Below are 22,353 nucleotides of genomic sequence, written 5' to 3'. Positions count from 1 at the left end.
GCCGCGAAATGCGGCCGTCCGTGGCCTTCACCACGCTAACCCGTAACTGATAGGTTACGCTTCCCAGGTGAACGAGGTGGCCACCGCGATCGCGGATCCGGTACGACGGCACATCCTGACCCTGCTGCGCGACGAGCCGTTGTCCGCGGGTGACATCGCCCAGCGATTCGTGATCAGCCGACCCGCGATCAGCCGCCACCTGCGGCTGCTGCGCGAGAGCGGTCTGGTGCACGACGAGATGGTCGGCCGACAGAGGATCTACCGACTCGATCCGCGCCCGCTCGCCCCGCTGGTCGACTGGCTCGCCGCACTCGCGGCCCCCGACCGGTGGGAGCGACACCTCGACGCGTTGGAGACCGAGGTCTATCGCACCCGCCGAGAGCGCCGCAGCCGCGGCCCGGCGGAGCACCGAAGGGAGCACACGGCATGACCCGTACACCCGCCGGACGCCTGTTTCGCACCGCCACCGGCCACGATCTCGTCCTGACCCGAACGTTCCGCGCCCCGGCGACGGACGTCTGGGCCAGCCTGACCGAGTCGGAGCGCACGACCCGCTGGTTCGGCCCCTGGAAGGGCGACGCCGCGCCCGGACGGACCATCCAGGTCCAGATGGCGTACGAGGAGCAGCAGCCCTGGTGTGACGTGCGCATCGACGCGTGCGAACCAGAGCGACGCCTCGCCGTGTCGATGATCGACAGCTACGGGACCTGGCTGCTGGAGATGGTGCTGACCGAGACCGACGGCACCACCGAGCTGCGGTTCGTCCAGCACCTCACCAGCGTGGAGGGCATCGCCGACGTCGGCGCCGGCTGGGAGTACTACCTGGACATGCTGGTCGCCTCCCGGGACGGCTCACCCCTCCCCCAGTTCGACGACTACCACCCCACGATGCAGCCCTACTACCAGGCGCTGGCCGCCGAGGCGTCCACCCCGCACGCCTAACCGTCGATCTCCTGGCGCAGCTTGCCAAACTCGGCGGTCAACGCCGGCAGCGGAAAGTGCGCGTTCAGACCGCTGGGGTTGGGCAGCACCCAGAGCCGGGCCGGGCCCAGCCGGTCCGGCTGCGGACCCAGCCCGGCCCGGGGTCGGACGAAGGCGATCCGGTACGCGGTCACCCCGAGGACGGCCACCCACCGCGGCCGGTACCGCTGCGCCTTCACCGCCAACCCCGTCACGCCGGCCACCAGCTCCGCCGACGTCAGTTCGTCGGCGCGGGCGGTGGCCCGGTTGCTCAGGCTGGTGATGCCCAGGCCCTGGCGCAGCAGCTCGTCGTGTTCCCACGGGCGCAGCTCCCGGTCGGTGAAGCCGCCGCCGTGCAGGGCCGGCCAGAACCGGCTGCCCTTGCGGGCGAAGGGCAACCCCACGGCGGCGGAATAGAGGCCCGGGTTGAAGCCACAGAACAACACCCGCAGGCCGGGGCCGATCACGTCCGCGAGGCCCCGGCCGGCCGCCGCCGCCACCTCCTGCGGGGTCGGCCGCCGAAACGGCCCCGCCTGCTGCGCGCCCATCTGACCGATCCTGCCGTACGCCGGAGTGTCGGACCCGGCGCACGCCGACGATCACGCCTTGACACCCTCAACGCATGCAGTCAACCGACCACCTCGCCGCCAGCCGCTACGCCCGGATGCGCTGGAACACTCCGCTGTCGCAGGAGCACGCGGCGCTGCTGCTGCAACGACTCGACGTCCGCCCGGGCGCGCGCGTGCTCGACCTCGGCTGCGGCTGGGGTGAGCTGCTGCTGCGGGCGGTCGCCGCCGGAGGCGTGTCCGGCCCGGTCGCGACGAGGGGCGTCGGCGTCGACACCGACGACGCTGCCCTCGCCCGGGGGCGGCGGCTGGCCGTGGGGCGGTCCCTGAACCGGCACGTCGCCTTCGTGATGGGCGAAGCGGCGGCCTGGCAGGAGCCCGCCGACCGGGTCCTCTGCATCGGCTCGGCGCACGCCTTCGGTGGCACCGACGCCGCCCTCGACGCCCTCGCCAGGGTGGTCCGGCCCGGCGGAAGGCTGCTGTTCGGTGAGGCGTACTGGGAGCGTCCCCCCACGCCGGCGGTCGAGCAGACCTTCGGAGCGGAGGTCACGGATCTGCCGGGGCTCGTCGAGGCCGCCCGTGACCGGGGATGGCGGGTGCTGCACCTGAGCACCGCCGACCAACGGGAGTGGGACGACTTCGAATCCACCTGGCTGGCGGGCCGCCAGGAGTGGCTGCTCAGCTACCCGGAGGACCCCCGGGCGGCCGACGTCCGCGCGGAACTCGACGACCGCCTGCGCGAGTACGTCGACGGCTATCGCGGCGTTCTCGGCCTCGCCTACCTCGTCCTCGGTCGCTGACCGGTCGCCCTTGCCACCGCTGGCTACGCTGCGCGTGGTGAGCGCCGGACCTCGTCTCGCCCTGCCCTGGCGGGTCCTCGTCGTGTCCGTCGGCGCTGTGCTGGTGTGGCTGCTTGTCGGGGCTCTTCTCGATGGCGACTACGACCGCCCGACCCATGTGGCCAGGGCCATCCTCACGACGGTGCTCGTCGTACCCCTGGTGGTGGCCGCCCGTCGCCTGCTCGACCGTCGCCCCTGGACCGGTCTCGGGCTGCCCTCCCTGCGCACCGGTTGGCGACGACTGCTGCTCGGCATGGCCTGCTGGCTGATCCCCGCCGCCGTGGGGTTCGCGCTCTGCCTCGGCTTCGGTTGGGTCGAGATCCGCCTGCGCACCTCCGCGGCGCACGCCCTGGGCGTGGCGACGCTGCTGGTCGTCCTCGTCTTCCTGTACGAGGCGCTGCCGGAAGAACTCGTCTTCCGCGGCTACCTCCAGCGCAACCTCGCCACCCGGTTACCGGCCTGGCAGGCCGTCCTCGGGCAGTCGGTGTTGTTCACCCTCTTCGGGTTCCTCGTCGGCGCCGCCACCTCCCCCGACAGACTGCTGCTGTTCTTCCTCTTCGCCGTGCTCCTGGGTGGCTTTCGGGCCGCCACTGGCGACATCTGGGCGGGCATCGGCTTCCACGTGGCCTTCCAGACAGTTGCCCAACTGTTCGGCGACGTGGGCGCCGTCTTCGACGTGACCGGATCGGACGTCCTGGGACTCGTCGCCATGGGTGCCCTACCGTTCGCGTTCGCCTGGACAGCCGTGCAACGGCTGCCCCGCGACCGCCTGAGCTGGCAGGCACGTGAGCCGGAGCCGACCGGCTGACGAGCACACCAACGGTCATGGCGTTCGCACGACGTCACCAGCGTCGGCTCGCCCGGCTGGGTGACCGGGTGGCGCCTGCGGAGCCGGTACGCGCTGGCGGGGCCATCCGCCCCGGCGCCGCGTGGGCGGGTGGGTGGGCTGGTCGCCGGCGCGGGGCCCGGGCAGCACGAGGCAGACGATGGCGAGCAGCACGGCCGCGACGATGCCGTCGAGCCAGTAGTGGTTGCCAGTGGTCACCACCACCAGCAGGGTGGCGAGCGGGTGCGCCAGCCACAGCCACCGCAGGCGCCCGCCGGTCACCGCGATGAGCGCGACGGCCACGGCGAGAGCCCAGCCGACGTGCAGGGAGGGCATGGCGGCGTACTGGTTGCTCAACGCGTCCGTGTCGGGTGGGCCGTAGACGGCGGGCCCGTAACGGCTGCCCGTGTCCACCATGCCGGTCAGGGCGGTCAGTCGCGGCGGTGCCAGCGGGACCAGGAAGTGCAGCGCCAGTGCGGCCGCGGTGAGCCCGGCGAGCATGCGACGCGTCCAGAGATAACGCACGGGGTGTCGTACGTACAGCCAGATCAGACAGAGGACCGTGGCGGGGAAGTGCACGTACGCGTAGTAGCCGTTGGCCAGGTGCACCAACAGCTCGTGGGAGAGCACCGGACGTTGGAAGGCGGCCTCGTCGGGCAGGTGGAACAGGCGCTCCACCCGCCAGATCCATTCCCCGTTTCGCACAGCCGTCGACACCCGGTCGGCTCCCGCCACCCGAGCCGCCTTGTAGATGAGAAACAGTGCGGCGACGAGCCCCAGCTCACGGAGAGCCCGGCGCAGTGCGGCGGCTCGCCGGGCGGGTGCCGCCGGCCGCGCCGCTGGCAGCTCCGCGGTATCCACAGACCCCTCGATTCGGTGACGTTCGCTCGTAGCGGCCCTGGGGCCTGTTTCACAAGGACTGGCCGGCCTGCGGCGGGCCCTGGCTGGACAGACCGGGGCCGCCGCCGTCTTCGGACGGCGGCGGCCCCGGGTCGGACGGCCCGACGTCAGCGTCGGGGGGTCGGTCCGTCGTGCGTGGTGTCGGCGCGCACCTGGTCGAAGGCGGGTGCGCCGTCGATGGCGTCGGCACCGACGGCAGTCGACGTGGCGGCGTCCGGCAGGTCGAGGCTGGTCCGCAGGGTGATCGGCTTGAGCAGGAGCGCGGCGATGATGCCGACGACCCCGATGGCGGCGGAGATGAGGAAGATGTGTCCGGTGGCGTCACCGTACGCGGCCCGGACAATGACCTGGACCTGCTCGGGCAGGGCGGTGATGTTGAGGTTGCTGCTGCCGCCCGCGCTGCCGGAGGTGGGGATCCCGGCGGCGGCGAGGTCGTGGGTGATCTGGTCGCTGACCCGGCGGGCGAGGACGGCGCCGAGAACGGAGACGCCGATGGTGCCGCCGAGCGACCGGAAGAACGCGACGCTGGAACTGGCCGCCCCGATGTCCCTGAGCGAGACCGTGTTCTGAACGGCGAGGACGAGGTTCTGCATGGTCATACCGACGCCGACACCGACGATGAACATGGCGGCGCCGACCAGGACGAGCGACGTCTCGTGGTCGATGGTGCCGAGCAGGGCGAACCCGGCGACGAGGAGGATCGAGCCGGCGACGATGTACGGCTTGATCTTTCCGCTCTTGGTGATCAGCCGACCGGCGACGATCGAGGAGCCGAGGACGCCGGCCATCATCGGAATGGTGAGCAGGCCTGCCTCGGTCGGGCTGTAGCCGCGGCCGATCTGGAAGTACTGGCCGAGGAAGACAGCACCGCCGAACATGGCCATGCCGACCGCGAGACTGCCGAGGATGGCCAGCGCGGTGGTGTGCTGACGCACGATCCCGAGCGGGACGACCGGCTCGGCAGCGCGCGACTCGACCCAGACCGCCAGTGCCAGCAGGACGAGCGTGCCGCCCACCATGGCCGCGGTCTGCCAGGAGGCCCAGGCGAACGAGCTGTCGACGAAGGAGATCCAGATCAGCAGCAGACTGACGCCAGCGGCGATGAGACTGGCACCCAGGTAGTCGATCTTGACGTTCTCCCGGCGTGCGGTCGGCAGGTGCAGGGTGGCCTGGAGCAGGATCAACGCGATGGCGGCCACCGGCACGCCGACGAAGAAGCACCAACGCCAGCCGAGCCAGGACGTGTCGACGATGAGGCCGCCGAGCAGCGGACCGCCGACCGTCGCGACGGCCATGACTCCACCGAGGTAGCCGTTGTAGCGGCCCCGCTCGCGCGGCGGGATCATGGCCGCGATCGCCACCTGGACGAGGGCCTGCAGGCCGCCGACCCCGATGCCCTGGAACGCGCGGGCGCCGATGAGCTGGCCGGCGCTCTGCGAGAAGCCCGCGATGACCGAGCCCACCAGGAAGACCACGATGGCGACCTGGATGAGGGTTTTCTTGTTGAACAGGTCGGCCAGTTTGCCCCAGATCGGGGTGGTTGCCGTCGCGGTGAGCAGGGTCGCGGTGACCACCCAGGTGTACTGGGTCTGCGAGCCGTTCAGCGATCCGATGATCTTCGGAAGCGCGGTCGAGACGACCGTGCTGCTCAGCATCGCGACGAAGAGCACCAGCAGCAGGCCACTGAGCGCTTCCAGTGTCCGCCGATGGGTCATCGGCTCAGCGCCGGCCGTGATGGTGGGTGCGCTCATCGCGCGGCCTCCAGGTTGTCGTTGTCGTTGTTTCCGAGGGCGACCTCGATGTCACCGGTGAACCGGCCGAGGGCGGCACTGAGCGCCGCCACCTCGTCGGGAGTCCAGTCGGCGAGCGCTCGTTCGAGCACCTCGCCGTACCAGCGGTGGCTGTCGGCCAGGGCGGCACGGCCGGCCGGGGTGACCGCCAGGAAGGTCGCCCGCCTGTCGGTCGGGTCCGGCCGCCGCTCGACCAGACCGTGCGCGACGAGCGCCGCGACCGAGCGGCTGACGGTCGACGCGTCCAGCCGAGTGCGGTCGGCCAGGTCGCGGGCGTGGCAGTCGCTGGAGAGCTGATCGATCTGCACGAGCATGCCGAGCATGCCCGCCGGAATCGCCGGGCGTTCGTCAGCCCGGCGCTGCTTCAGCAGTCGAACGCTTCTGACCAGGTCGTACAGGCGAAGGCCGAGTTCACGAGCGCCGCTTTCCACGTCTGCTCCCACACGAGAGTTGGTTGCCTCAAGCAAGCATTCACCGATCTTGCCCACTAGGCAAGTTTGCTCATTGAGAAGTCGCTCACCCGCACGTACCCTCGGTGCGATGGACGAGACGACCGGTCTGCGGGAGCGCAAGAAGGCGGCCACCCGTCTCGCCCTGCACGAGGCGGCCCTCCGTCTCGCCGCCGACGAGGGCATCGACGCGGTGACGGTCGAGGCCATCGCCGACGCCGCCAACGTCTCCCGGCGGACCTTCTCCAACTACTTCTCGAACAAGGAGCAGGCCCTCTTCCACGGCGACACCATGCGCCTGCACCGGCTGTTGCAGCTGATCCGCGAACAGCCCGTCGACGAGGCGCCGTGGACCGTCCTGAGCCGGGCAGCCGAGCGCCTCACCGAGGAGGTCTTCGGCGGTTCTGAGCCCTCCTGGCTGACCCAACGCCGGAAGCTGCGCGGGCACCCCGGTCTGGCCCCACACCAGGTGGCGGCGTACGCCGCGATCGAGCGCGAGCTGGCCGCGGAACTCGCCCACCGGCTCACCGACGACGACGTGGCACTGCGCTCCCGCCTCCTGGCCGCGACCTTCCTGGCCATCCTGCGGGTCGCCGTCCAGCACTGGATCGAGCACCCGGGCGACCCGATGGCGGAAACCGTCCGGACCGCACTCGCCGCGGCCGCTCCCGCGGCGGCCCCCGGGGGCCACCGGACCAGCACCGGCACCTGACGCCGATCTCCGATCGCCGCGGAGCCCCCAGGGCTCCCTGTGCCAGATCAAACAGCTGGCGCTCGCGCCTGGCTGAAGAGTCCCGGTGGCACCGTCCAGTGGGTGGTAGCCGACGGGCACGGGCTTGACGGAGCGCAGACATCGGAGGTTTACTGCGTCAGCGATGCATGTCGATGAGCTTCGATCGTCCACATTGGCCGGCTGAGGTCGTCGTCGTTGCCATCGTGAACATGTCGTCGCCGTCGCGCCAGCCGTCTCCTGGCACTGTCGGCAGCGACGCGACGCTCCCCCCTCGGCGGGCGGGGAGCACCGGCACGGCAACCCGCACTGCGCAGCGTCGCGCTCCCCCGCAGGACGATCCCCACCGGCACGGCACCACCCCGCACCATCTCAGCCGAGCATCGGCGGCCCGGCTCCGTACCACCGCCATCTCGGCCCCGGCGAGCCCCCACAGCTCCGTGACGCACGCCCGGGTCGACGCTCAGCAGAGGAGCAAGACCATGCGTTCCCGTCCCCGTCTGTTAGCACTCGTCACCGGCCTCGCCGTGTTCCTGACCAGCCTGGTGGCCCTTCCGACGCCAGCCTCGGCGGCACCGCTGACCAAGGTCCTGGTGTTCAGCAAGACCGCCGGCTTCCGGCACTCGTCCATCCCGAACGGCATCGCCGCGATCCAGCAGCTCGGCTCGGCCAACGGCTTCACCGTGACCTCGACCGAGGACGCCGCCCAGTTCACCACCAGCAACCTGGCCCAGTACCAGGCGGTGGTCTTCCTGTCGACGACCGGTGACGTCCTCAACGCCAGCCAGCAGACGGCCTTCGAGTCGTACATCGCCGCAGGTGGCGGGTACGTCGGCGTGCACGCAGCCGCCGACACCGAGTACAGCTGGCCATGGTACGGCTCGCTGGTCGGTGCATGGTTCGACTCGCACCCGGCGATCCAGACCGCGACCGTGAAGATCGAGGACCGGACGAACCCGTCGACCGCCCACCTGAGCGACACCTGGGTCCGCTCCGACGAGTGGTACAACTACCGCACCAACCCCCGGTCCAGCGCGCGGGTCCTGGCCAGCCTCGACGAGTCGTCCTACAGCGGCGGCAACATGAGCGGCGACCACCCGATCACCTGGTGCAAGGCGTACGGCGGTGGACGGGCCTGGTACACGGGCCTCGGACACACCGAGGCGTCGTACACCGACCCGAACTTCACCCGGATGCTGCTCGGCGGCCTCCAGGTCGCCGCGGGCTCCGTAACGGCAGACTGCTCGCCGCGCACCACGACCCCGCCGCCGAGCGGCTCGACGCTGCGGGCCCGGGCCAACAACCAGTACGTCAGCGCGCTCAACGCCACCACCGCGCTGATCGCCAACCGCAGCAGCGTCGGCACCACCGAGCGGTTCGACCTGGTCAACCTCGCCAACGGCAACGTGGCGCTGCGCTCCAAGGGCAACGGGCAGTTCGTCGCCGCCGAGAACGCCGGCGCCGCCGCGCTGATCGCCAACCGGGCCACCGCCGGCGCGTGGGAGACGTTCCAGCTCGTGCGCAACTCCGACGGCACGGTGAGCCTGCGGGCCACTGTGAACAACCGTTACGTCGCCGCCGAGAACGCGGGCGCCTCCGCGCTGATCGCCAACCGGACCTCCATCGGTCAGTGGGAGAAGTTCGACCTCGTCACCGGCTGACCTGGTCCCCCACACGTTCCCCACGATCCCCATCTGGTCGTGGTGCGCCCCCGCGCGCCCGTCCACCGGTCGTCGAGAAAGGACGATCATGCTTTCGTACCCCCGGCGCTGGCCCCGGGCTCTCCTCGCGGCGGTCACCACCGTCGCGAGCGTGACCCTGGCTGTGGCCGCACCGTCGACCGCCCAGGCGGCGGTCATTCCCGCCTCCGACTATCAGCAGGTCAAACTCGCCACCGGCTCGGCCGAGCTGGGTGAGGCCATGTCCCTGGCCGTGCTGCCCAACCGCTCGGTGCTCCACACCGCCCGCAACGGTGTGCTGCGGGTGACCGACGTGGCCGGCAACACCAAGGTGTCCGGCACCCTGTCCGTCTACACCCACGACGAGGAGGGGTTGCAGGGCGTCGCCGTCGACCCCAACTTCGCCGGCAACCGGTGGATCTACCTGTACTACTCACCCACGTTGAGCACGCCGTCCGGGGACGCACCGACCACCGGCTCGCAGTCTGACTGGGACCGGTGGAAGGGACACCTGCGGCTGTCCCGGTTCACGCTCAACAGCGACGACACTCTCAACCTGGGCAGCGAGAAGGTTGTGCTCCAGGTCGCCAACGACCGCGGGCAGTGCTGCCACGTCGGCGGTGACCTGGACTTCGACGCCGCCGGCAACCTGTACCTGACCACCGGCGACGACACCAACCCGTTCGAGTCGTCCGGCTACGCACCGCTGGACGAGCGGACCAACCGCAACCCGCAGTTCGACGCCCAGCGCTCGGCGGGCAACACCAACGACCTGCGGGGCAAGGTGCTGCGGATCAAGCCGCAGGCGGACGGCACGTACACCATCCCGTCGGGCAACCTGTTCGCGCCCGGCACGTCGGGCACCCGTCCGGAGATCTACGCGATGGGTCTGCGCAACCCGTTCCGGATGAGCGTCGACAAGGCGACCGGTGTCGTCTACCTCGGCGACTACGGCCCCGACGCCGGGAGCACGAACTCCAGCCGTGGCCCGTCGGGTCAGGTCGAGTTCAACCGCATCGCGGCGCCCGGCAACTACGGCTGGCCGTACTGCACGGGCGCCAACACCAGCACGGAAACATACAATGAATACACCTTCCCGTCCGGGCCGTCGCAGTCCAAGTACAACTGCACGGGCGGGCCGACGAACAACTCGTTCCGCAACACCGGGCTCGGCACGCTGCCCGCGGCGAAGCCGGCCTGGATCAAGTACGCGGGCGACTCCGGCTCACCGTCGGAGTTCGGCAGCGGCTCGGAGTCGCCGATGGGTGGGCCGGTCTACCGGTACGACGCCTCGCTCAACTCCAGCATCAAGTTCCCGGCGTCGCTGAACGGCCAGTTCTTCGCCGGCGAGTACGGCCGCCGCTGGATCAAGGCCATCGCGGTCAACTCCGACGGCTCCCGGGGGGAGATCTCCAACTTCCCGTGGAGCGGCACACAGGTCATGGACATGGCCTTCGGCCCGGACGGCGCGCTCTACGTGCTGGACTACGGCACCGGCTCGAACAACCAGGCGCTGTTCCGGATCGAGTACATCGGTGGTGGCAACCGCAGCCCGATCGCTGTCGCCTCGGCGAACCCCACGTCGGGGGCCAACCCGTTGACTGTCACCTTCTCGTCGGCCGGCAGCTCCGACCCCGAGGGTGGGGCGCTGAGCTACCTGTGGACGTTCGGTGACGGCACCACGTCGACGGCGGCCAACCCCACCAAGACGTACACCACGAACGGCACGTACTCCCCCACGTTGAAGGTCACCGACCCGACCGGCCTGTCCGGCACGGCGAGCCTGGTCATCACCGTCGGCAACACGGCCCCGACGGTGACGCTGACCGCGCCCACCAACGGGCAGTTGTTCAACTTCGGTGACACGGTGCCGTACCAGATCTCGGTGAGCGACCCGCAGGACGGCACGATCGACTGCTCCAAGGTCAGCCTGACCTACGCGCTGGGCCACGACAGCCACGCCCACCAGATCACCTCGAAGAACGGGTGCAGCGGCTCGATCACCGTGCCGACCGACGGGGAGCACGACTCGGCGGCCAACATCTACGGCGTCTTCGACGCCGCCTACACCGACAACGGTGGGCTCACCACGCACAGCATCAAGACCCTGCAACCGAAGCACCGGCAGGGTGAGCACTTCAGCGCCCAGTCCGGCGTCCAGGCCACCGACCACACCAACGCCGAGGGTGGCCGTACCGCCGGGTTCATCGAGAACAACGACTGGATCTCGTACCAGCCGTACAACCTGTCCAACGCGACCCGGTTCACCGCCCGGGTCTCCTCGGCCGGCGCCGGCGGCACCATCGAGGTTCGTGCCGGCTCCGCGACCGGATCCCTGCTGGGCACCGCCACGGTGCCGGTGACCGGTAGCTGGGAGACCTTCGTCGACGTCTCCACCGCCATCAGCAACCCGCCCAGCGCGTCGACCACGCTGTACCTGGTCTTCAAGGGTGGCTCGGGCAACCTGTTCGACGTCGACGCGTTCACCTTCACCACCGGCACCACCACCCCCAGCGGAGGGATCACGCTGCGGGCGCAGGTCAACAACCAGTACGTGTCGGCGGTCGGCACCAACCCGCTGATCGCCAACAAGGCCAGCGTCTCGACGACCGAGCAGTTCGACCGGGTGGACGCCGGCAACGGCAACATCGCCCTCCGGTCACGCGCCAACGGGCTGTACGTCTGCGCCGAGAACGAGGGCGCGGAGCCGTTGATCGCGAACCGCACGACGGTCGGACCGTGGGAGACGTTTCAGATCATCACCAACTCGGACGGGACGGTCGGCCTGCGGGCACTGGCCAACAACCAGATCGTGGCCGCCGAGAACGCCGGGGCGGGGGCGTTGATCGCCAACCGCACGTCGGTCGGCTCCTGGGAGAGGTTCGTCCTCACTGGCTGAGCGACGGAGCCCGGCCTGGTCGGTGGCCGGGCCGGCCCGCTGATCCAGAGTGGGAGTCCGGGGCGGGCGGTGACATCCGCCCGCCCCGGTTCTTCTCGCCGTCGTCTCGGGGTGCGGACTCAGGAATCTGCCGGCACCCCTGCCTCGAGCTGACCGATCATCGGCGCGAGGAGGTCGTTGAGCTCCCGGGCCAGCACCGCCACGGCTCGGCGCGCGGTGACCGCCACGGAGCCGTCCGGACCGTCCGGGGCGGGCGGCAGGTCGTCGAGCGGGAGCGGTGCCTCCACCTGGAGCATCGCCCGCAGGTGCGGGCTTCGCGTCTGATCCTGCTCCGTCGGCGTGGTGAACTGGCCGAACAGCTGGGGCCAGTCTCGCCAGCCGCGGTCGCGCTGCCACTGCTTGGTCCAGGTGAGCTCGGCCGGCCAGCCGGAAACCACCGTCACGGCGCAGACCATGCTGCCGTCCCACGAGCTTCGCGTGCAGGTCGCCGACACGACCCGCCGATGCCAGCGGACGAAGCCGGGCGACAGCTCACCGGCGATCCGCCAGGCCGTCGCCGCGAACTCGACCGGGGCGATGTCACCCCAGGTCACGGCGAACTCGTCGATCCGCCCCAGCACCTCGGCCTCGTAGCGGCCCCGCCCGTCGGTGCCGTGCTCACGGTCGAACTGCTCATCCAGCCAAAAGGCTCGCGGCTCCGGCATCGTCTCCCCCGTTCGTCGCGATGGCAGCCCGCCTTCGGCACCCCGCCCCGGTTGGTGAGGACGGTTTCCGGCACGGTGCGGAGGGTGCCGCAGTCAGGCAACCGTCACTGACCGTACACGAGTCGACCACATTGGATCGGCTGTTCGCGCTTGGCGTGAACGGTGCGACGTCGGAGCGCACCGGGCACCGGCGGCGGGATTCCGGCACTGCACGCTCGGTGACAGCCGTGGCGGCTTGACAAGGACCCGGATCCAGAGTGGACGATGCACCGTGCGAATTCTCGTGGTGGGTGGCAGTGGCCTGATCGGCGCTCATGTCGTGGACGTGCTGCGCGAGCGCGGGCTTGCCACCACCACTGTGGCGCGTACCGCCCATCCGGGCGTCGACCACCTGCTCGATGTCGGGTCCGCCTCGATCGAGGAGCTGCGGCCGTTGCTCGCCGGGCACGACGGCGTGGTGTACGCCACCCGCACCGACGAGCAGAAGCCGTTGCCCAAGCCGATCTATCCGGAGTTCCGCCGCGACAACGTCGAACCGGTGGTACGCCTGTTCACCGCCGCCCGCCTGGAGGGCCTCACCCGCGCGGTCGTGATGGGGTCGTACTACACCTATTTCGACCGGCTGCATCCGCAGTGGCGCCTCGCCGAGCGTCACACGTACATCCGTTGCCGGCTGGAGCAGGCCCGCGAGGGACGCGCGGCAGCCGGCCCGGATCTGCCGGTCGCCGTCCTCGAACTGCCCTTCGTCTTCGGCCGGGCCGGTGACCGGCTGCCGAACTGGGCCGGGCCGCTGGACCGGTGGGCCCGCTCCCGTACACCTCTGGTCGCGCCGACCGGCGGAAGCGCCGCAGCCTCGGCCCGCAGCGTGGCCGAAGTCGCGGCCGACGCCCTGGAGCAGGCCAGCGGCGCGGACATCCCGGTCGCCGACGAGAACCTGACCTGGGCCGACATGATCGCGCGCATCGCGGACGCGGTCGGCCGACGCCGCCGGGTCGCCCGGCTGTCGGCCGGCGCGGCGAAGGCCGCGCTGCGCCTCGGCGGCGCGCTACAGGCCCTCGCCCGCAAGGAGTCGGGCGTCAACCCCAGCTACCTCGCCGATCTCCTGCTCGCCGAACTGTTCATCGAGCCGACGACCGGCCGGCCGCTGGATCCGGCGCTGCGGGAGACCTTCGCCCGACAGGCCTAGGCCGGTGGTCGGGCGAGATAGGCGGTCTTGACGTCGGGCGAGAACCCGCAGGCGCGGTAGAAGCCGTGCGTCGCGGGGTTGCGCGAACCCGTCATCAACATCGCCTTGTAGCAGCCCGCGTCCCATGCCGCCTGGAGCGTGTCGGCCATGATCTGCCGCCCCAGACCGGTGCCTCGCCGTGATTCCTCCACGACGACGTTCTCGATGACGGCGTACGGGGACGCCGACCGGCTCAGGTTGGGGATCACGTTGAGGTACGTCGAGGCGACGACGGTCCCGTCGAGTTCGAGGACGAAGAGGTGCAGCCCTGGTGAGCCGAGGATCTGCCGGAAGACCGCCGCGGCGGAGTCATCGTCGAGCACCGGATCGTCTGGGTTCAGCTGCCGGTAGAGGCGGATGATCTGCGCCAGGTCGTCAGGCCGAGCCGCACGGAACATGCAGTGAGCGTAACCAGAGCCCCCACGGCGGCCGCTCCCACGTCGCTACCGGTCGACGCGTCTCATGCTGCGATACACCACGGTGATGATCAGGAAGAGCGTGCCGACCAGCACGAGGGTGATCACGGCGTTGACCGCCACGGGCAGGTCCTGAACCAGGTACTGCTTGACGTAGTTGCTGCCGAGGATGACGGGGACGTAGATCCACCAGGGCGCCCACTTGCCGTTCTGTTGCTCTTCCCCGCTCACAGATGACCTCTTTCGACAGTGCTGCCAGGACCCCCGCCGACCGCGGCGACGCTGCATCCACCCTGGCCCCGAATGTCGGCCGTGCCATCGACGCGGGGAACGAGAACGGCCTCATCAGTTGGTACCACGACCCGGCCCGGACGCCGTCGCTCACGCCTGCGCCTGCCGCGCGGCGATCTCGACGAACTCCCGCACCAGCGGCGACCGGTCGTCCTCGGCCCAGGCCAGGCACACCTGGTTGTGCCCGAGGTCGCCGACGGACACATGGACGACGTCCGGCCTGGTGTAGAACGTCGCGGTCGACAGCGGCAGGATCACCACCCCGGCGTACGCGGCGACGTGTTCCAGCTTCTCCTCGACGGAGTTCAGCTCGGGCCGGGGGCGGGGGTCGGGATCCGTCGGACGGTTCGGCAGGTCCCGCCACTCGGGCACCGCGTCCGGGTCCTGGAGCAGCCGCTCCTCGACGAGCTCGGCCAGGTCGACCGACTCCTTGCCGGCCAGGCGGTGCTCGTGGGGCAGGACCACGACACGGGGTTCGGTGAACAGGGGGCGCAGGCTCAGGCCGCGCTGGTCGACCGGAAGCCGCACGTAGCTGACGTCGGCGCGCCCCTCGCGTACCACCTCGGCCTGGTCGTTCCAGGACGTACGGACGACACCGACGGACAGGTCTGGGTGCCGGTCGGCGATCGCGCGAGCCTCGGCGGTGACGATGATGCCGGGCATGAAGGCGATGGTGAACGTCGGTCTGCCGTGCGCGGCACGTTGCACCCGTCGGTGCAGTGCCTCGGCGGAGGCGAGCAGCGGACGAGCGTCGGTCAGGAGTTGGCGGCCGGCCTCGGTCAGCACGGTGGAGCGACGATCACGGACGAAGAGCTCCGCGCGGAGTTCGTGCTCGAAGGCCCGGATCTGGCGTGACAGGACCGGCTGGGCGATGTGCAGCCGCGCGGCTGCCCGGCCGAAGTGCAGCTCCTCGGCGACCGCCACGAAGTAGCGCAGCTTGCGCAGATCGACGTCCATCCGGTCCCCGTCCGGTTCGGGTTGCTGATCGTTCCACGATACCCACCGGCTTCATGCTCATCGGGTATCACAGCAGGTGAAAGAGGTCTTGGACGCGGGCGTCGGGGTCGACGCATGGTGGGAACCGTCTTCACCACGAACCCCGGAAGGACACGATCATGAACCTCAGCGACCAGCGTGTCGTCGTGCTCGGCGGAACCTCGGGAATCGGGCTCGCCACCGCCACCCGGGCCGCCCGCGAGGGTGCCGAGGTCGTGGTCGCCTCCCGCAACCAGAGCAGCGTCGACCGCGCCCTGGCGACCCTGCCGACCAGCACCCAGGGGTACGTCGCCAACCTCACCGACCCCGGCGACGTGGCCCGGCTGTTCCAGGGCCTCGGGCCGTTCGACCACCTCGTCTACACCGCCGGTGAGCCGCTCGCGCTGATGTCCGTCGACGCCCTCGACCTCGCCGCCGCCCTTACCGCCTTCGACCTGCGCTACTTCGGCTCCCTGTCGGCGGTCAACGCGGCACTGCCGTACCTGCGCCCAGGTGGGTCGATCACCCTCACCACCGGCACCGCCAACCACCGGCCGAGCGCCGGCTGGTCGGTGGCGGCCAGCATCACCGGGGCGATCGACGCGCTGGTCCGCGCGCTCGCCGTCGAACTCGCCCCGATCCGGGTCAACGCCGTCTCCGCAGGCGTGATCCGCTCGCCGCTCTGGGACCCGCTTCCGGAGGAAACCCGAGAGCAGATGTACGCCCAGCTCAGCGGGTCACTGCCGCTCGGTCGGGTGGGCGAGCCGGAGGAGGTTGCCGAGGCCTTCGTCTACCTGCTGCGGGCGACCTATGCCACCGGCACGGTGGTGACCGTCGACGGCGGCACCCTCGTCGCCTGAGCGCGTTCCCTACGGGGGTCGCGTCGCTGCTCACTACGTCACCGGTTGGATGCGGCCCGACGACTTCGGGATGGTCGCGACGGAGCGTGGCGTTCGCACGGTCTCGTTGAGCGTGGAGAGGGCGAACGTCGCCAGACGGCTGTACGTGGCTGAAGGGTTCCGCACTGTCGAGTCGTTCGAGAACGCGGACACGATGGTCGCCGAGATCCGGGCCTGACGCTCGCCAACACCCCGCCGGGCCCTCACCTGAGCTGTTGGGCCAGCCCGACGACGATGCCCTCGGGACCGCGGACGTAGCAGAGCCGAAAGATGTCCTCGTACCGCTCCAGCTCGCCGACGAGGTCCGCGCCACGGGCACGTAGGCGGGCGACGACGTCCTCGATGTCGTCGACGGCGAACATGATGCGACGAAGACCGAGCGTGTTCGCCGGCGCGTCCCTGGGCTCGGGGCTGATCGCCTTCGGGGAGTGGAACATCGCCAGCTCGACCTTGCCCTGGCCGTCCGGGGTGCGCAGCATCGCGACCTCCTGCCGGACGTCGTCGACCCCGATGACACGCTCCACCCACCGTCCCTCGACCGGCCCTCTGCCCTCCAGCTCCATGCCCAGTTCGACGAAGAACGCAATGACAGCGTCGAGGTCCTCGACAACGATGAGGACGTTGTCCATCCGCTGGATCGCCATGCTGGATCTCCTTGGTCCGGTACGGCCCCTGTGGCCGCATCCTCCCCCGGGACGGAGCCGCCCGGCCGTTCTCGACACAGGTTTCGTCAGTCAGTGGCCAACCCCGTCGGGCCACGCCCGTTCCTCGGGCATTCGCCCTGGTGGCGGCCCGCCCAGGCCGCTCGCTCAGTATCCGGCGAAGTGCGGAGCCAGCGCGATCGTCACGAAGCGAATCGTCCGGCCCAGCAGGCAGGTCACCGCGAAGGCGGTGGAACGCATGGGTGTGCGGCCCAGATAGACGCTGGCGGCCAGCAACGGCGGGAACCCGGTGATGGCGCTGACCAGCAGCATCCCGGTGGCCTGGCGGGGGCGTTCCATCACCTCGACGAGTCGCGCCCCGGCCGCCTTCGGACGGGCGAGCATCGTCGCCAGCCGCCCCGCCGGCTCCCGCACGGCGGATGTGCGTCTGCTGAGCCGGCCTTGCAGCCAGGACGAGTGGATCGCGCCGCGCGCGGCGAGGAAGATCAGGACCTTGCCGGCAGTCTGACCGGCCGCGGCAGCTACACCCAGCGCCACCGACGGCCCGCCGGTCGTCGCCACGGCCGCGATCAGGTACGGCTCGGCCGGTGTGAAAGGCAGGAAGGCCGACAGGAGCCCGACGGCCGCAGCCGCCAGGACGGCGATCATGGCCGGCTGTGCGGCAGGCCCACCGGCAACTTGGCGGCGCAGACCAACGAGACGACCTTCACCGCTGCGACTGCGAGGGCGAACGTGACGGCCACGGCCGTCGGGGCGACGATCGCCAGGATCACCACCGCGGCGGTGTTCAACGCCTTCGCCGGCGGCGACCAGTTCCACCGGTAGATACGGCGATCGACGCTGGCGAAGTAGTTCGGACTCAGCAGCGGCCAACGCAGGAACATCAGGCTCAGCAGCTGGTCGATGACCATGAACTGGACGAGAAACACCGCGACCGGCAGGGCGGTGGCGGGCCGCAGCACGACCAGCGCGGCGGCGCAGGCCGACGTGCAGGCACGGTCGGCGACGATGTCGAAGACGGCGCCGGTGCGCGTCTCCTGCCCGAGGGCCCGGGCGGCGGCACCGTCCAGGATGTCGCCGATCCAGTAGATCAGGTATGCGGCGACGAGCAGGTGGACGCTGCGGTGGGTCAGCGCCGCCACGGCAAGCGCCACCGAGATGGCGGTCCGGACGGCGGTGATGGCGTTGGGGACGTTGACCAGCGTGACCGGCGGACTGAGGCCGAGGGCCGTCATTCGGCGTCCTTGAGGATGCGGTGCATCTCGGCGGTTCGCCGGTTCAGATCGGCCAGCTGCGCGCCCATGTCGGCGAGCAGGCGCTGTGTTTCGGCGGCCTGCTCCGCGTACTGCCGCTGTAGTTCGCCGGAGACGGCGACCCGCTTGCGGACGCCGGCATACCAGATGGCCGCGATGACCACGGCGGCGATGACGATGAGGAAGACCGAGGCGGCGATGTCCATCTAACTGTTTCCTTTGGGTACGGCGTCGCCGTCTCCGGCGGTGCTCAGGGTCGTGGCGGCGACCGCCACCACGTCGGGCGTGAGGTGCAGTGAGAACGGGGTGGCCTCGTAGTACTTGAGTGCCTTGCCGTCCGGGGACAACTCCAGATGCGCGGTGACCAGCCCGGCCTTCTCCAACTTCTTCAGGTGCACCTGAAGCAGCGCGCGGCTGATGCCCAGGTCACGGGCGAGTTGTGAGACGTAGGCGCGTTCGCCGGCCAACGCCGCGAGCACACGCAATCGGTGCGGGCTGGCCAGCGTGGCGAGGACCTCGACCAGCCGGTCACCGCTCAGCTCCCATACCTCACCTTGGCTCATGCCAACTATTATTGGCATACGCAAGTCAGAGCGTCAACTCGGGGTGGGGCGAGCGCCGCGGCAAGGGTATTTTCGACGCAACCGTCCGAATCCAATGGGGTACCTGCCCGGCGGCGGCGCGGCTCTACGACCGCCGGCGCCTGAGGCCGACCTCGTGGCGGCGCAGGAGGCAGTCGGCCGGCCGCTGCCGCCGGACCTGGTGGTTGTACGCCGACGGGGCGCATTCCGGCCTTCAGGTCGACGGCGGGTGGCTCATCCCGCCCGGCTTCGCGCCCTACCCGATCGGTGAGGCGTTGGAGAGCGGCCATGACGCCCGTCCCGGTCAGGGGTTGATCAGTCTCCAGTCGCCTTCGGAGATGACCTCAACTGTCCCATCGACCACCTTGATGGCGGTGTTGTCGTCGATGGCGTAAGTCGGGACCGGGATTCCGGACGCCCATTTCTGGATGTTGGACAGCTCGGTGTCCTCCATCTCCGGATGGTTGAGGTGGGGGTACAGCGTGAAATCCACCAGCCCCAGTGCCCGATCGGCGTCCTGCGCCATGTCGCTGCCGTCAGGAACGAATTGACTGTCGAATTCGGCGTCGCAGTTGTACGGGGTGACCGCGATGCTCCCGGCGCTGACCCCCACATAAACCGTGTCATTCAGCGACGGCAGAAGGTCGGCCAGGCCCGACTGGCGCAGCCAGTAGGTCAGGTACAGCACATCGCCGCCCCAGACGAGGAGGGCATCGGCCTCCCGGACCGCCGGGACCCAGTTCTCCTCTCGAATGGTCGGCAGCGCGGTGAGCTCCAACATCCCCAGGGATTTCCAACCGAGCTGGGACAGCGGGATCGAAGCCTGGCCGTGGATCGCCTTCCATGCCCTCTCAGCTCCACCGGGGAAGGGGTAGACCGCGGTGGGGATGAACAGGGCCGTGGATTCGGCGATCGGCTTGCCCAGCAGGTCGACGAGCGCGTCCGAGATGCTCGGGTTACAGATGCCCGACGACGTGAGAAGAAACTTCATGGAATCCGCTCTCCTGAAGCCACCACATGACGGCGATCATGTTGTCCATTGAGGCCAGCGTCCCGGCTCGCCGAGCCGAGCGACACACCGCTGGATCATCCGCTGGCGGCCGTCCAACCGTCAACCGCCTCCGCCCGCAGCGCTCCGCGAGCTGCACGGCAGGAGTCGGGCATGCCTCGGTGGCAGCTCGGTCCTCGTGACACGCTGCGGGTCCGGGCAGGAGACGTCAGCGAAGCGGATCGGGGAAGGGGACTTCTCCCCTCAGCGCCTTCTCGGCCAACTCCGTCCGCTCCGCATGAAGAACGTTGTCCTGCAGCGGGTGCCTGGGCACGTTGACACATCGCTGACCCGCCAAGACCTCACACACAGGGCACACTAGAAAGAGCCCACTCGACGGCACCAGCTCGACGCCCTGAGACAGCGCCGCCCTGCCGATCTTGACAATCGAGTGGTACAGGTCGGGGTCTTGATGCCGGGCGGCGGCAGCAGCCACCTCCCGCATCCCTTCCCAGAACAGTTCGGCAGCCCTTGGCTCCTCCACGTTGATGCGCACGCCTGCGCCTGCCCGCAACCAGGCCGACGAAACCTCACTATGGCGCCACCAAACAGATCTCAGGCCGTCACCGAGCCTGCGCCCGTTACTTGGCAATGTATTGATCGAGAGTGAGGGCATAGTCGATCAACACGGACCAGATGCCGTCTGAGCTGCCCGTTCATTGGTGGCTGGTGGTCAACGTTCGCTACTCCTGGTCGACCTCGGCGGACCGTTTGTGCGGCCCCGTCCCGGGTCGTCCCTATCCGGGCCGGTTGCTGTCATCGCTGCTGTCGATACCGCAGCGTGGCCAGTTGGCCGCCGAGCGTTCAGCACCCTTGGGTGCCATACTGCTCGACAACAACGCGCACGAGAACCGAGGACCGATGGCGGAGCTTCTCCTCAGTCGACCGCTTGATGCAGGTGGCCTGCTGAGGCGAATCTGGGTGAAGGTTGACGGGCAACGAGTGGCTGGGCTGCGGCCCGGTCAGTCGGCCAGAGTCAGCCTCGACGGGGGCGAGCATGTCGTCCACGCAACTCTGGACTGGATCCGCAGCGAACCCCTCGCCCTTCACCTTGACGCTGACGAGACCACATCCCTGGAAGTGTCATGCCCGGCGCGTGCCTACCTGCAGATGTTGTTTAAGCCATCACGGGCACTGGACCTGCGACGTAGCTGACCTCTTCCGTGTGAACGGACTACCAGCCGGCTATGAGCTGCACCAGCAGCAGGGGGTGAGCTTCCCGAGCACGCCGGTTGATATTTGACACGGCGGCCTCGGTTGATGTTTGACATGATCGCGCTGAAGTCGCGCCCGCTGGGCCCTGAACCAAGTCATGCTGAACGGATCGCAATAGGTGGCCGGTGATCTCCTACGGCGTGAGCATCGTCCGTCGACAACCCAGGTAGTCACCCGCCTCCTGCACGCATCGAACACGCGACAGAGACCCTTGCCCAACTGATCTAATCTCCCGTTATTACGCGTGCACGCCGCCAGAGGCTATCGGCGCTCGTAGGCTGGACGCTCTGGCTCGCAGCGGGCATCGGGCTGTTGCTCCGCCGGAATGGCCTGGGAGTTTGGCTGCTTACGGGCTCAGCCTTGCTCGCTCATCAGTGGTCGCGTAGTTTCAGCCGTCCTGAGGTGGGACCCGCCCAGAAGGAGCCACCATCGGCGGAGAAGACACTCGGCTGATGGCGTCAATGATCCAGGCCGTGGGCGTCGTCGGTGTTGCTGGCGTCCTAGTCACCGTGGTGGTCCTCGCGCTGATTTCCTTCTGGAAATCACGGCATCGCCAAGCAGACGATGACGCCGGCGACTTCCCGCTCAGCCCCCCACTGGATGGGGGCAGCGGTGGTGACACAGGTGATGGCAGCTGCTAGACCAGGGACCTGGTAAAGGGGCCGGCCGGGGGCCGGCGACCGTGCGTGGACAAGTCGGTTCAAGGCACGAAGCTATTCAGACCGAGGGTCACACGCACGGCCACCAGACCAGCCCAGCACAGTCAGGCTGCGACAGCGATCCTCACTGTCAGCCCAGGATCGCTCGGATGACCGCGGTGTTCCCGTCCAGTTCCAGAAGGTGTACGACCCACCCTCCCGGTTTGGGCTCGGCTCCGGGTTGGTCGCATCCGACTCGACCGCCGCCGTCGGCGTGTATCGCCACACTGCACCCGGGGCCTGCCAGGAAGCCGCCACCGCCGCCACCGCCATTGGCGTCGGTCAGTCGCACCCTGACACCGCCATCTTCCACGGAGGACGACACCGTCCATCTGCCGAGTGGGAATTTGACCGAACCGGAGAAGGACACTTTGCAGTCGCCGTCGGCACAGGCCTTGTACTTGGTGCCGCCCCCGCTCGGTGCCTGCGTCCTCTGTGCCGCTTTGGGCTCCTGTGACTCGTCCGCGGTGGGGGAGGAAGATGCGGAAGGTTCGGCGTCACGGGGACTTGGGGAGGAAGCAGCGCGGGAGGCGGTCGCGGTAGCGACGGTGTCAGGGCTCGACCACGTGGCATCGGAGGACGATTCCGCCTTGGAGTTACAGCCGGCTACGGCCAAGACCAGCAGTAAGGCCCCGATCGCTGTGCGTTTGGCGGAGGAAGGTCGGCAATGCTGCATGCGCGGAGTCTAGTGACCCGACTTTTGCCGGAACCCTGACGTCTGAGCCTGCCATGGCTGGAGCGCAGCTCG

Annotated in this window: 26 protein-coding genes; 11 read left to right on the top strand and 15 right to left on the bottom strand. The window is 69.5% G+C overall.

The window, feature by feature from the left end; all coding sequences use genetic code 11:
• Positions 1-67: 67 nt before the first annotated feature.
• Together CLT68_RS21235 and CLT68_RS21230 are read left to right on the top strand one after the other, a co-directional pair.
• Positions 68-430: a metalloregulator ArsR/SmtB family transcription factor gene (locus CLT68_RS21235; RefSeq protein ID WP_199177106.1), complete on the top strand. Its 363-nt coding sequence runs from the start codon at positions 68-70 to the stop codon at positions 428-430.
• Positions 427-942, top strand: a complete 516-nt coding sequence (locus CLT68_RS21230; RefSeq protein ID WP_099853330.1) for an SRPBCC family protein — start codon at positions 427-429, stop codon at positions 940-942. The genes CLT68_RS21235 and CLT68_RS21230 overlap by 4 nt, the downstream gene beginning before the upstream one ends.
• Here CLT68_RS21230 and mug read toward each other — a convergent pair.
• Entirely contained in the window at positions 939-1,508 is a 570-nt protein-coding gene (mug, locus tag CLT68_RS21225) for a G/U mismatch-specific DNA glycosylase (RefSeq protein WP_099853327.1), read from the bottom strand. The two genes, CLT68_RS21230 and mug, sit on opposite strands and share 4 nt — an antisense overlap.
• Before the next feature lie 74 nt (positions 1,509-1,582).
• On the opposite strand from mug, the gene CLT68_RS21220 reads away from it, so the two are divergent.
• Together CLT68_RS21220 and CLT68_RS21215 are read left to right on the top strand one after the other, a co-directional pair.
• Entirely contained in the window at positions 1,583-2,326 is a 744-nt protein-coding gene (locus CLT68_RS21220; RefSeq protein ID WP_099853324.1) for a class I SAM-dependent methyltransferase, read from the top strand.
• A gap of 37 nt (positions 2,327-2,363) precedes the next feature.
• Positions 2,364-3,173 carry a CPBP family intramembrane glutamic endopeptidase gene (locus tag CLT68_RS21215; protein ID WP_143743217.1) on the top strand — a complete coding sequence of 270 codons (810 nt, stop codon included), beginning with the start codon at positions 2,364-2,366 and terminating at the stop codon, positions 3,171-3,173.
• Positions 3,174-3,188: 15 nt separating this feature from the next.
• Here CLT68_RS21215 and CLT68_RS21210 read toward each other — a convergent pair whose 3' ends face one another.
• The 3 genes from CLT68_RS21210 to CLT68_RS21200 all read right to left on the bottom strand — a co-directional run bounded on the left by CLT68_RS21210 (position 3,189) and on the right by CLT68_RS21200 (position 6,312).
• Complete coding sequence (locus tag CLT68_RS21210; RefSeq protein WP_486482262.1) at positions 3,189-4,052, bottom strand: phosphatase PAP2 family protein; 864 nt, start codon at positions 4,050-4,052, stop codon at positions 3,189-3,191.
• A 146-nt stretch (positions 4,053-4,198) separates the two neighbouring features.
• Positions 4,199-5,842 (bottom strand): MDR family MFS transporter, encoded by a 1,644-nt coding sequence (locus CLT68_RS21205; protein ID WP_099853319.1) that lies wholly within the window; start codon positions 5,840-5,842, stop codon positions 4,199-4,201.
• Positions 5,839-6,312, bottom strand: a complete 474-nt coding sequence (locus CLT68_RS21200; protein ID WP_231927381.1) for a MarR family winged helix-turn-helix transcriptional regulator — start codon at positions 6,310-6,312, stop codon at positions 5,839-5,841. The genes CLT68_RS21205 and CLT68_RS21200 overlap by 4 nt, the downstream gene beginning before the upstream one ends.
• A 109-nt stretch (positions 6,313-6,421) precedes the next feature.
• Between CLT68_RS21200 and CLT68_RS21195 the strand changes: the two genes are divergently transcribed.
• From CLT68_RS21195 to CLT68_RS21185, 3 genes are all read left to right on the top strand, one after another.
• Complete coding sequence (locus CLT68_RS21195; protein WP_099853316.1) at positions 6,422-7,042, top strand: TetR/AcrR family transcriptional regulator; 621 nt, start codon at positions 6,422-6,424, stop codon at positions 7,040-7,042.
• 500 nt (positions 7,043-7,542) lie between these two features.
• Complete coding sequence (locus tag CLT68_RS21190) at positions 7,543-8,721, top strand: ThuA domain-containing protein (protein ID WP_088948086.1); 1,179 nt, start codon at positions 7,543-7,545, stop codon at positions 8,719-8,721.
• A gap of 88 nt (positions 8,722-8,809) precedes the next feature.
• Positions 8,810-11,638 carry a PQQ-dependent sugar dehydrogenase gene (locus CLT68_RS21185; protein WP_099853313.1) on the top strand — a complete coding sequence of 943 codons (2,829 nt, stop codon included), beginning with the start codon at positions 8,810-8,812 and terminating at the stop codon, positions 11,636-11,638.
• A 119-nt stretch (positions 11,639-11,757) separates the two neighbouring features.
• On the opposite strand, the gene CLT68_RS21180 is transcribed toward CLT68_RS21185, so the two are convergent.
• On the bottom strand, positions 11,758-12,342 hold the full coding sequence (locus CLT68_RS21180; protein ID WP_099853309.1) for a hypothetical protein: 585 nt from the start codon (positions 12,340-12,342) through the stop codon (positions 11,758-11,760).
• A gap of 271 nt (positions 12,343-12,613) precedes the next feature.
• Here CLT68_RS21180 and CLT68_RS21175 point away from each other — a divergent pair, with 271 nt between their 5' ends.
• Positions 12,614-13,528: an NAD-dependent epimerase/dehydratase family protein gene (locus CLT68_RS21175; RefSeq protein WP_099853307.1), complete on the top strand. Its 915-nt coding sequence runs from the start codon at positions 12,614-12,616 to the stop codon at positions 13,526-13,528.
• On the opposite strand, the gene CLT68_RS21170 is transcribed toward CLT68_RS21175, so the two are convergent.
• The 3 genes from CLT68_RS21170 to CLT68_RS21160 form a co-directional block, all read right to left on the bottom strand.
• Positions 13,525-13,965: a GNAT family N-acetyltransferase gene (locus CLT68_RS21170; RefSeq protein ID WP_099853304.1), complete on the bottom strand. Its 441-nt coding sequence runs from the start codon at positions 13,963-13,965 to the stop codon at positions 13,525-13,527. The genes CLT68_RS21175 and CLT68_RS21170 overlap by 4 nt on opposite strands.
• A gap of 45 nt (positions 13,966-14,010) precedes the next feature.
• Entirely contained in the window at positions 14,011-14,214 is a 204-nt protein-coding gene (locus CLT68_RS21165) for a hypothetical protein (RefSeq protein ID WP_099853302.1), read from the bottom strand.
• Positions 14,215-14,364: 150 nt separating this feature from the next.
• Positions 14,365-15,231: a LysR substrate-binding domain-containing protein gene (locus CLT68_RS21160; protein WP_099853300.1), complete on the bottom strand. Its 867-nt coding sequence runs from the start codon at positions 15,229-15,231 to the stop codon at positions 14,365-14,367.
• Between the two features lie 158 nt (positions 15,232-15,389).
• Here CLT68_RS21160 and CLT68_RS21155 point away from each other — a divergent pair, with 158 nt between their 5' ends.
• Positions 15,390-16,109, top strand: coding sequence for an SDR family oxidoreductase (locus CLT68_RS21155; protein WP_099853298.1), 720 nt, complete (start codon positions 15,390-15,392; stop codon positions 16,107-16,109).
• A gap of 49 nt (positions 16,110-16,158) precedes the next feature.
• Positions 16,159-16,326 (top strand): hypothetical protein, encoded by a 168-nt coding sequence (locus CLT68_RS21150; protein WP_199177105.1) that lies wholly within the window; start codon positions 16,159-16,161, stop codon positions 16,324-16,326.
• A 25-nt stretch (positions 16,327-16,351) separates the two neighbouring features.
• On the opposite strand, the gene CLT68_RS21145 is transcribed toward CLT68_RS21150, so the two are convergent.
• The 7 genes from CLT68_RS21145 to CLT68_RS21115 all read right to left on the bottom strand — a co-directional run bounded on the left by CLT68_RS21145 (position 16,352) and on the right by CLT68_RS21115 (position 20,188).
• Positions 16,352-16,792: a VOC family protein gene (locus CLT68_RS21145; protein ID WP_099853296.1), complete on the bottom strand. Its 441-nt coding sequence runs from the start codon at positions 16,790-16,792 to the stop codon at positions 16,352-16,354.
• Positions 16,793-16,957: 165 nt separating this feature from the next.
• Entirely contained in the window at positions 16,958-17,458 is a 501-nt protein-coding gene (locus CLT68_RS21140) for a hypothetical protein (RefSeq protein ID WP_099853294.1), read from the bottom strand.
• Positions 17,455-18,045: a CDP-alcohol phosphatidyltransferase family protein gene (locus CLT68_RS21135; protein ID WP_099853292.1), complete on the bottom strand. Its 591-nt coding sequence runs from the start codon at positions 18,043-18,045 to the stop codon at positions 17,455-17,457. Before CLT68_RS21135 ends, CLT68_RS21140 begins: the two co-directional genes overlap by 4 nt.
• Positions 18,042-18,269, bottom strand: coding sequence for a hypothetical protein (locus CLT68_RS21130; protein ID WP_088948075.1), 228 nt, complete (start codon positions 18,267-18,269; stop codon positions 18,042-18,044). The genes CLT68_RS21135 and CLT68_RS21130 overlap by 4 nt, the downstream gene beginning before the upstream one ends.
• On the bottom strand, positions 18,270-18,626 hold the full coding sequence (locus CLT68_RS21125; protein ID WP_099853288.1) for an ArsR/SmtB family transcription factor: 357 nt from the start codon (positions 18,624-18,626) through the stop codon (positions 18,270-18,272).
• Positions 18,627-18,948: 322 nt separating this feature from the next.
• Positions 18,949-19,635 (bottom strand): Type 1 glutamine amidotransferase-like domain-containing protein, encoded by a 687-nt coding sequence (locus CLT68_RS21120; protein ID WP_099853285.1) that lies wholly within the window; start codon positions 19,633-19,635, stop codon positions 18,949-18,951.
• A 226-nt stretch (positions 19,636-19,861) separates the two neighbouring features.
• Complete coding sequence (locus CLT68_RS21115) at positions 19,862-20,188, bottom strand: zinc finger domain-containing protein (RefSeq protein ID WP_099853282.1); 327 nt, start codon at positions 20,186-20,188, stop codon at positions 19,862-19,864.
• A 140-nt stretch (positions 20,189-20,328) separates the two neighbouring features.
• Between CLT68_RS21115 and CLT68_RS32650 the strand changes: the two genes are divergently transcribed.
• Positions 20,329-20,847 (top strand): hypothetical protein, encoded by a 519-nt coding sequence (locus tag CLT68_RS32650; RefSeq protein ID WP_143743216.1) that lies wholly within the window; start codon positions 20,329-20,331, stop codon positions 20,845-20,847.
• Positions 20,848-22,353: the final 1,506 nt, after the last annotated feature.

Source organism: Micromonospora sp. CNZ299, from assembly GCF_002754415.1.
The sequence above is the reverse complement of the archived record's forward strand: the minus strand, read 5'-3'. Positions and strand labels throughout refer to the sequence as shown.

Bases quoted from the DNA above. Each gene is read 5' to 3' on its own strand.
- CLT68_RS21230 (WP_099853330.1), top strand. From the start codon at position 427: ATGACCCGTACACCCGCCGGACGCCTGTTTCGCACCGCCACCGGCCAC.
- CLT68_RS21155 (WP_099853298.1), top strand. From the start codon at position 15,390: ATGAACCTCAGCGACCAGCGTGTCGTCGTGCTCGGCGGAACCTCGGGA.
- mug (WP_099853327.1), bottom strand. From the start codon at position 1,508: ATGGGCGCGCAGCAGGCGGGGCCGTTTCGGCGGCCGACCCCGCAGGAG.
- CLT68_RS21160 (WP_099853300.1), bottom strand. From the start codon at position 15,231: ATGGACGTCGATCTGCGCAAGCTGCGCTACTTCGTGGCGGTCGCCGAG.
- CLT68_RS21140 (WP_099853294.1), bottom strand. From the start codon at position 17,458: ATGATCGCCGTCCTGGCGGCTGCGGCCGTCGGGCTCCTGTCGGCCTTC.
- CLT68_RS21125 (WP_099853288.1), bottom strand. From the start codon at position 18,626: ATGAGCCAAGGTGAGGTATGGGAGCTGAGCGGTGACCGGCTGGTCGAG.
- CLT68_RS21180 (WP_099853309.1), bottom strand. From the start codon at position 12,342: ATGCCGGAGCCGCGAGCCTTTTGGCTGGATGAGCAGTTCGACCGTGAG.
- CLT68_RS32650 (WP_143743216.1), top strand. From the start codon at position 20,329: ATGCCGTCTGAGCTGCCCGTTCATTGGTGGCTGGTGGTCAACGTTCGC.
- CLT68_RS21205 (WP_099853319.1), bottom strand. From the start codon at position 5,842: ATGAGCGCACCCACCATCACGGCCGGCGCTGAGCCGATGACCCATCGG.
- CLT68_RS21185 (WP_099853313.1), top strand. From the start codon at position 8,810: ATGCTTTCGTACCCCCGGCGCTGGCCCCGGGCTCTCCTCGCGGCGGTC.
- CLT68_RS21135 (WP_099853292.1), bottom strand. From the start codon at position 18,045: ATGACGGCCCTCGGCCTCAGTCCGCCGGTCACGCTGGTCAACGTCCCC.
- CLT68_RS21195 (WP_099853316.1), top strand. From the start codon at position 6,422: ATGGACGAGACGACCGGTCTGCGGGAGCGCAAGAAGGCGGCCACCCGT.
- CLT68_RS21145 (WP_099853296.1), bottom strand. From the start codon at position 16,792: ATGGCGATCCAGCGGATGGACAACGTCCTCATCGTTGTCGAGGACCTC.
- CLT68_RS21150 (WP_199177105.1), top strand. From the start codon at position 16,159: ATGCGGCCCGACGACTTCGGGATGGTCGCGACGGAGCGTGGCGTTCGC.
- CLT68_RS21220 (WP_099853324.1), top strand. From the start codon at position 1,583: ATGCAGTCAACCGACCACCTCGCCGCCAGCCGCTACGCCCGGATGCGC.
- CLT68_RS21130 (WP_088948075.1), bottom strand. From the start codon at position 18,269: ATGGACATCGCCGCCTCGGTCTTCCTCATCGTCATCGCCGCCGTGGTC.
- CLT68_RS21190 (WP_088948086.1), top strand. From the start codon at position 7,543: ATGCGTTCCCGTCCCCGTCTGTTAGCACTCGTCACCGGCCTCGCCGTG.
- CLT68_RS21120 (WP_099853285.1), bottom strand. From the start codon at position 19,635: ATGAAGTTTCTTCTCACGTCGTCGGGCATCTGTAACCCGAGCATCTCG.
- CLT68_RS21170 (WP_099853304.1), bottom strand. From the start codon at position 13,965: ATGTTCCGTGCGGCTCGGCCTGACGACCTGGCGCAGATCATCCGCCTC.